Below are 4,562 nucleotides of genomic sequence, written 5' to 3' on the forward strand. Positions count from 1 at the left end.
GTTGAGTCGATGGATATTTTTTCGGAACTTGCCCTTTCTTTGATACGCCTCAAACCCCAGAAAAACCCTTATTTCTCCAAAGGGTTAACGGCTATGAGCCTTATCAAGCAAGCTCTTTAACCTTTCTGTCACCCCTTGAGAGTGATTTCCTAAATTGAGAAAAATGCTTGTAAATTGCAGGATAGGTTTCATCGAAAATTTTCTCAGCTTCTTGTTCGCTTAACTTAGACCAAGGATGTTCTTTATTTTCAGAGGATTCTATTTTAATTAAATACTGCTCTGCAAAATCAACACACCATCTTTTAACATCACGACCGCGCAGAAAAGGTTTAATCACTTCAGCAGAGGAAGGATGCTCATTAATTAATCTGTCACGGGTTGCGCGATCAATTACAAAAGCTTCATTAAATCCTGTCTTAATTCCATAGTAAAATCTACCTTCCACATATTCACCCAAAGGCTGACCCGCATTACGCAACTTAGCTAATAAATCCAAAATTTGCGAAGACTCTAAACGCCAACCATCAGGCTTTAAATTTTCTTGAGCAATTATTAACCCATCTTGCTCTAATACCGTTGCAAACTGTGCAATATCTTGTTTTTTCGTTTCATCCCAGGATAAAGCTTGTAATTGATTATTTTCAGATTTATTTTTGCTTAAAGTGATAATACTTGGATAAGCTATCGCCTCTTCAAAAACAGGGAAATCACCAAAATCAATTAAATTGTAAATTGTGGTTGAATCTCCCAGAAGTTGACGCAACTTTTCACCATAACCTGCGCGAAAATATTTATTAGAGGAAATATAAGTTAAATGACCTTTAGGCTTTAACAGGTTTAAACCCAACTCATAAAAATAAACAAACAAATCAGCAACACCCGTATAACATTGATAAGATTCTTGTAAAGTTGGTTTTAATTCCTTAATTTCTTCCTGACGAATATAAGGAGGATTCCCAATGACAACATCAAACCCGACAAAATCCCCGTTATCATTCAACACTTCAGGAAACTCAAACCGCCATTCTAAAGCATTATTATACAGCTTACCGCTTTCAATATCTGCAATTTCAGCAGTTAGCTTATCAATCTCATTATTTAACTTAGTTACTTTTTTCTCCCGCGCTTTTTGCTCCGTCTTAGTCTCCTCAAACAATAAACCCTGATTTTCCAGATTATAAAGTTCCCCTTGTAATTGACGTAACTTCACTTTCTTAGGATCACTAATTAATAAATTAGCACTAAACCCAGCCTTAATCTTAGCAATCAGCGTTTCCATCTCCCGCTTTTGTTCCTTATTTTCCGCATTGCGATAAGTCTGTACCGCATTGCGATATTCCTCAATACTAAACTTCTGCTTCTGTAAAACCTGTTTAACATCCACATCCAACCCAAACCGACTAATCAAAGAATTACCACACTTGATATTAATATCAATATTTGGCAAAGTTTCTAAATTGCCATCCTCTCGATAATAAGCATTTTTTAAAAGCTCAATCCATAACCGCAACTGACAAATTGTCACGGAATTAGGGTTAATATCCACCCCAAATAAACACCCTTCGATAATCGTCTGTTTCTCATGAAATAAGGCTTGCTGTACCCGTTGCTTTTCTTTATTATTCGGATGATAAGCAAATAAAGTCCCCTCATCATCGTAAACCAATAACTTATCGTTTCGTACCTCTACCCGATAATCTTTTAGCGACTTACCCGAACTATCTAATAAAACCCGTAACTCACTCTTAATCGCAATTATCTCATTCAAAGCGGAAACCAAAAAATGTCCCGAACCCACCGCCGGATCGCAAATCTTCAGGCTATTAATAATAACATTTGCCTCTCTTTTATCCTCAATTCGTTCATATAAATTATCCAAACTTTGACAATTCCAGCCTTTTACTTCATTAAACTTCTGCACGATCGCTCTTCGTATCGTTTCCCGACACATATACATGGTAATAAAACTCGGCGTATAAAAAGAACCGTCCTTATAACCATTAATCTTTTCAAAAATTAACCCCAACACCGAAGCATTAATTAACTTTTCGCTATCTTCTTGAGGATTTTCTAACTCATCTCGATCGAATTTATAAGCATCCAAAAACTCAAACAAATAAGCCAACGCATTTAACTCACCTACTCGCTTATTACCCTGATTATCTTTTAGCACCGTACCTGCAAAAATGGGTAAAGTTCGCTCCCTCAACTTGTCAATAAAAATCGTTTGGTCTTCCGTCTCCGTTGGTAGAAATAGCGAACTATTTAAATAAGGTACATGAGCAAAAATCGTTTTAACCTTAGCCTCGCGCTTATTTTTCTCCGTGGCTAACACATCAAAAAACAAACTATCGAGATCACTATAACTGGGAACTTTCGCCAAATTGAGAAAAGCAAAATCTCGATCGCCTTGATGATATTTAATTAATTGCGCTTCCAATAGTTTGAGAAATAAAACCCGATTAATCCAATTAATTGATAACCGCAACGCCACATTATAAAGCCGTTCCTCATCCGTAGTTCCAAACTCTTCAGTTAATTTTGAAGTCTTATCTAGACTATCCAACCGACTAATCGCATTTTCAATCAGGGAACCATCACAGCGATCGCCTTCTTTCATTCGTCCGATTAACTTCTTCCCTTTTTCCTTAATTTCCGTCAAACCGATAATATACAAAAGCTCATTATAAAAAGGCTTATTTAAAGTATTGCTATCATTAACAAAAGGTAACTTAAGTAAATGTTCTGGCGAAAGAATCTTGTAAATATCAAGCAAATCTAAATTTTCCAGATCTCGCAGATCAAAATGGGTAAATTTAATTTGCTCAATAACTTTAGTGATCGCTGGTTCGGCAATTTGTTGATAGAAAAAATCCGTTTTCGTACTACTCAGTCTCCCGGCTTCAAAATCGCAAAACTGGTTAACTAGAGCCTTATTAGCAAAAAACAACTCCTCAAAAATCTTGCCATCGAAAATAAACCACTCATAAATATTTGTCACGATCAAGTGTTTAATCTCAAGATTTTTATCCGTCACCCTTTCGCGGAGAAAATATAAAACTAACTGCTGAAAAGCCTTAGTATTGAGATTATCCAGTCTTGGCATTTCTGCATTTATTGTCCGAGTAGGTTTCTTCGTCTCAAAAATCACCCCCACTGGACTTTTAACATCCTGGTTATTATGAATCACCAGATCGATGCGCTCTTTTGTATTGATAAAATAGCGATCGGTATAATAGGTATTTTTTAAAAAATCTATCAGCAAATTTTTATTAAACTCTTCCGACTTTTTGCTGTCACATTGCTCCAACAAGCGCGTCAAATTAGCTTGAAAAACCTGAATTGTTTCAGTATCAGGCTTGATTTTTAAGTACACCCGATTTAAGGCTTGCTTGAGTTCTCGCTTATTGACGATCATAAAAGTTTACCTCTAGGGAAACTACCGACTAATCTTATTATAGCATTGCCAAATGATCGGTTAAAATAGAAGGATAAAAGTTGCAATCGAGGTAATCCGTCGAAGTAAGGAATTTCTAACAGCAATGGGGAAAAAATACCCGGTCACAGCCTAGCTTGACGGGGGGAGTATGTCACTGTTGCAATGCTTTTAAGAAGCGTCCCATAGTGGCAAATAAACCGGACTTTTTGGCTTTATTAGCAGGATTAGAACCATCCTTAGGATTATTACTAGAAGCTTTCAGAATCAGATTTTCTAAAGCTTCGCCCATGGGTTTAGTGGATTGTTCGGAAATTAACTCGTAACCGTCTTCTTTTTCGAGCCAAACTTGCCACATGGAAGGATAGGAACGATACACGATCGCTGATTCCAAGGGACGAAAATAATAACAACTTTCTAGGATACTTAAAAATCTTTCTCGCAATTGTCGGGCTGCGTAACCGATACCCACTACCGATACATCTTCCAATTGGGGAATCAGAAGAACTACGGGGCGATCTTCGGCCAGGTAACAGAGTTTTTCTACGGAATTAATCTCAACCGAGGAGGGGCAAACAACTAAAAAAACTTCATCTTCGGGCTTAATTTTGTTTTCGATGGGAATAAAACGACTACCTAAATCTCCCAGTTGAAAAACTGTTTCTCCCCAATCCCGTCGAGCTAACATGGCGGCTCCAGTATCGGGAAAAATTACCCTTAAACCAGAACCATAACTGTCAAAAATAGAGGTAAAATCAAGGGCTAAAGCTTGCGCTTGCAGGGCAATTTCTGGGATAACTAATTCCACTTGTATGCGTCTAGCTCCCGATTCTAGAGCCAGTTGAGCGGCGGCTTTTGCTTGCAGGATTGTTTCTTCTAGGGAATTGGGTAGGGTCATTTCAGTAATCAGTTATCAGTGAGCAGTTATCAGTGACTACCTCTGGTCGTCGGTGGCTTAAAATCAGAAAGATTTTAATTTTTATAAAAGGCAGGGTTGATTCATAGTAGGGTTGATTCATAGTAGGGTTGATTCATAGTAGGGTTGATTCATAGTAGGGTTGATTCATAGTAGGGTTGATTCATAGTAGGGTTGATTCATAGTAGGGTTGATTCATAGTAGGGTTGA

General features: G+C 37.5%; 2 protein-coding genes. Both read right to left on the bottom strand.

Going from position 1 to position 4,562, the window contains the following annotated elements; translation table 11 throughout:
* Positions 1-103: 103 nt before the first annotated feature.
* Complete coding sequence (locus O9334_RS07545; protein WP_287999772.1) at positions 104-3,418, bottom strand: DUF7149 domain-containing protein; 3,315 nt, start codon at positions 3,416-3,418, stop codon at positions 104-106.
* 172 nt (positions 3,419-3,590) lie between these two features.
* Entirely contained in the window at positions 3,591-4,334 is a 744-nt protein-coding gene (locus O9334_RS07550) for a DUF1995 family protein (RefSeq protein ID WP_287999773.1), read from the bottom strand.
* Positions 4,335-4,562: the final 228 nt, after the last annotated feature.

Source organism: Microcystis sp. LE19-8.1F (genome assembly GCF_027531715.1).
Classification (GTDB): domain Bacteria; phylum Cyanobacteriota; class Cyanobacteriia; order Cyanobacteriales; family Microcystaceae; genus Microcystis; species Microcystis wesenbergii_A.

What these genes read in the sequence shown, in the direction of transcription:
- O9334_RS07545 (WP_287999772.1), bottom strand. Translation starts at nt 3,418, where the DNA reads ATGATCGTCAATAAGCGAGAACTCAAGCAAGCCTTAAATCGGGTGTAC.
- O9334_RS07550 (WP_287999773.1), bottom strand. Translation starts at nt 4,334, where the DNA reads ATGACCCTACCCAATTCCCTAGAAGAAACAATCCTGCAAGCAAAAGCC.